At 66.4% G+C, this 2,921-nt stretch carries 2 protein-coding genes and 1 pseudogene; 2 read left to right on the forward strand and 1 reads right to left on the reverse strand.

Annotated elements, in window-relative coordinates; all coding sequences use genetic code 11:
* Window positions 1-264: pseudogene (locus R1101_RS0120255) on the forward strand (polyphosphate--glucose phosphotransferase); the annotation flags it as partial.
* Between the two features lie 134 nt (window positions 265-398).
* Entirely contained in the window at window positions 399-1,769 is a 1,371-nt protein-coding gene (locus R1101_RS0120260; protein WP_016935123.1) for an RNA polymerase sigma factor, read from the forward strand.
* A gap of 66 nt (window positions 1,770-1,835) precedes the next feature.
* Here the strand turns inward: R1101_RS0120260 and R1101_RS27735 are convergent.
* Window positions 1,836-2,921, reverse strand: a 1,086-nt coding sequence (locus tag R1101_RS27735; RefSeq protein WP_016935124.1) for a cation:proton antiporter, incomplete at its 5' end; no start/stop codon positions are given.

The following is a 2,921-nucleotide window of genomic DNA, read 5'->3' on the forward strand; positions in this document are numbered from 1 at the left end:
GCCGAGCACCGCGCCGCCTCCTCCGTCAAGGAACGCGGCGACCTGTCGTACAAGCAGTGGGCCAAGGAGGTCTCCCGCGTCCTCACACGTTTCGAGGATCTGCTCTGGCCCGATCTGTTCATCGCCGGTGGTGGGATCAGCCGCAAGCACGAGAAGTGGATCCCGTTCCTGACCAACCGCACGCCGGTGGTCCCTGCCGAACTGCGCAACGCGGCGGGAATCGTCGGGGCTGCTCATGCTGCGAAAACAGGTGTCACTCCCTGAGTCCGGCGCATCGACCGCCCGGAGGATCGTTACAATGGTCCCCAGCAGGCCGGAACCGGCCCTCATCCCGACAGACCTCTCCGCCGGAACACCTCTGGCGCGACGCCGCACTACCTCGTCACGAAAGGGCGTACGTGGCAGCCACCGACATCCACACCGCTGATTCCGCCAACGAATCGGCACCCGTTGCGGACGCTTCCAGCGTCGCAGGCGCTGCGGACTCCCCGGAGGGCACCGCACCCGGTGCGACACCGCCGGCGAAGAAGACCGCTGCAAAGAAGGCTCCCGCGAAGAAGGCAGCCGCCAAGAAGGCTCCCGCGAAGAAGGCAGCCGCCAAGAAGACCACCGCGAAGAAGGCAGCCGCCAAGAAGACCACCAAGGCTGCGGGTGAAGAGGACTTCGACGGCGCCGAGGAAGCAGATCTCGCCGACCTCGAGGTCTCGGAGGGTGATCTCGCCGGCGCCGAGGATGTCGTGGTCGACGACGACGAGCCCAGCGAGAAGGACAAGGCCTCGGGCGACTTCGTCTGGGACGAAGAGGAGTCCGAAGCGCTGCGCCAGGCACGCAAGGATGCCGAGCTCACCGCGTCGGCAGACTCCGTGCGCGCCTACCTCAAGCAGATCGGCAAGGTCGCCCTCCTCAACGCCGAGGAAGAGGTCGAACTGGCCAAGCGCATCGAGGCCGGCCTCTACGCGACCCACATGCTGCAGCAGCTGGCGGAGAAGGGCGAGAAGCTGCCCGTCGCCCAGCGCCGCGACCTGAACTGGATCTGCCGCGACGGCAACCGCGCCAAGAACCACTTGCTCGAGGCGAACCTCCGCCTCGTCGTGTCGCTGGCGAAGCGTTACACCGGCCGTGGCATGGCGTTCCTGGACCTCATCCAGGAAGGCAACCTCGGTCTGATCCGTGCGGTCGAGAAGTTCGACTACACCAAGGGTTACAAGTTCTCCACCTACGCGACGTGGTGGATCCGTCAGGCCATCACCCGCGCCATGGCCGACCAGGCCCGCACCATCCGTATCCCTGTGCACATGGTCGAGGTCATCAACAAGCTCGGCCGTATCCAGCGCGAGTTGCTCCAGGACCTGGGCCGCGAGCCCACACCCGAAGAGCTTGCCAAGGAAATGGACATCACGCCGGAGAAGGTGCTGGAGATCCAGCAGTACGCGCGTGAGCCCATCTCCCTCGACCAGACGATCGGCGACGAGGGCGACAGCCAGCTCGGCGACTTCATCGAGGACTCGGAGGCGGTCGTCGCCGTCGACGCGGTGTCCTTCACACTGCTGCAGGATCAGCTGCAATCGGTGCTCGAGACCCTGTCCGAGCGCGAAGCGGGCGTCGTGCGTCTGCGCTTCGGTCTCACCGACGGCCAGCCGCGCACCCTCGACGAGATCGGTCAGGTCTACGGCGTGACGCGCGAGCGCATCCGCCAGATCGAGTCGAAGACCATGTCGAAGCTGCGCCATCCCTCGCGGTCGCAGGTGCTGCGCGACTATCTCGACTGACATCCGTCACAGCAACGAGGGCCACCCGATCGGGTGGCCCTCGTTCGCCGTTCCGGACCACCGCTGCTAGAGAAGCTCCGGTTCGTCCCCAGGAAGACGCTGCCGGCCGTCGCGTCCCGGGAGTCGTGCGGAGGCGAACCGCATCACGGGTTCGACGACTCGTGCGGCGACCGGACCGAGGACCGCGGTGATCATCACGTATGCGGAGGCGATCGCCGCGAGACGACTGTCGACGTGCCCCGAGGCGACAGCCAGTCCGGCGATCACGATGGAGAACTCGCCCCGAGCGATGAGTGCCGCACCGGCGCGGGCCCGGCCCATCACGGCGATGTGGTGTTGCGCCGCCGCGATCCATCCGGTGGCGAGCTTCGTCAGTGTGGTCAGCACGGCCAGCAGGATCGCCCAGCCGAGCACCGGCGGTATCTCCGTCGGGTCTGTGTTCAGTCCGAAGAAGACGAAGAAGATGGCGGCGAACAGATCACGGAGCGGTTCGAGGACACGTACCGCGTTGTGTGCCGTGGAACCGGAGATGGCGATACCCAGCAGGAAGGCGCCGACGGCCGCAGACACCTGGAGGGCGGACGCGATGCCCGCCACCAGCAGCGCCGCGCCGAGCAGCTTGAGTAACAACGTTTCCCTGTCGGGACTGTCGAGCACGACCGAGATGTAGCGTCCGTATCGCACCACCAGTACCAGCACCACGGTGACGAGACCGAGCGAGATCGCGACGGCTTCGAGGCCGCCGAGCAGACTCACGCCGCCGAGGATCGCGGTGAGGATCGGGAGGTACACGGCCATCGTGAGGTCTTCGAAGACGAGAATCGACAGGACCACCGGCGTCTCACGGTTGCCGAGGCGCCCCAGATCGGCGAGGACCTTCGCCACGATCCCCGACGAGGAGATGTAGGTCACGCCTGCGAGCGCAAGTGCGCCGACAGGGCCGAGACCCAGGATCAACGCGACCGCGGCCCCGGGTGCCGCGTTCAGGGCGAGATCGAGCAGACCCGCCATCCGGGAGCGTCGCAATCCACTGATCAGCTCGTTCGCGGTGTACTCGAGCCCGAGCAGCAACAACAGCAGTACCACGCCGATCTCGCTGGCGATGTGACTGAACGCGCCGATGTCGCCGAGCTGGATGAGTCCACCGTTGCC

Origin of the sequence: Rhodococcus sp. R1101, from assembly GCF_000278445.1 — a bacterium.
Taxonomy (GTDB): Bacteria; Actinomycetota; Actinomycetes; order Mycobacteriales; family Mycobacteriaceae; genus Rhodococcus; species Rhodococcus gordoniae.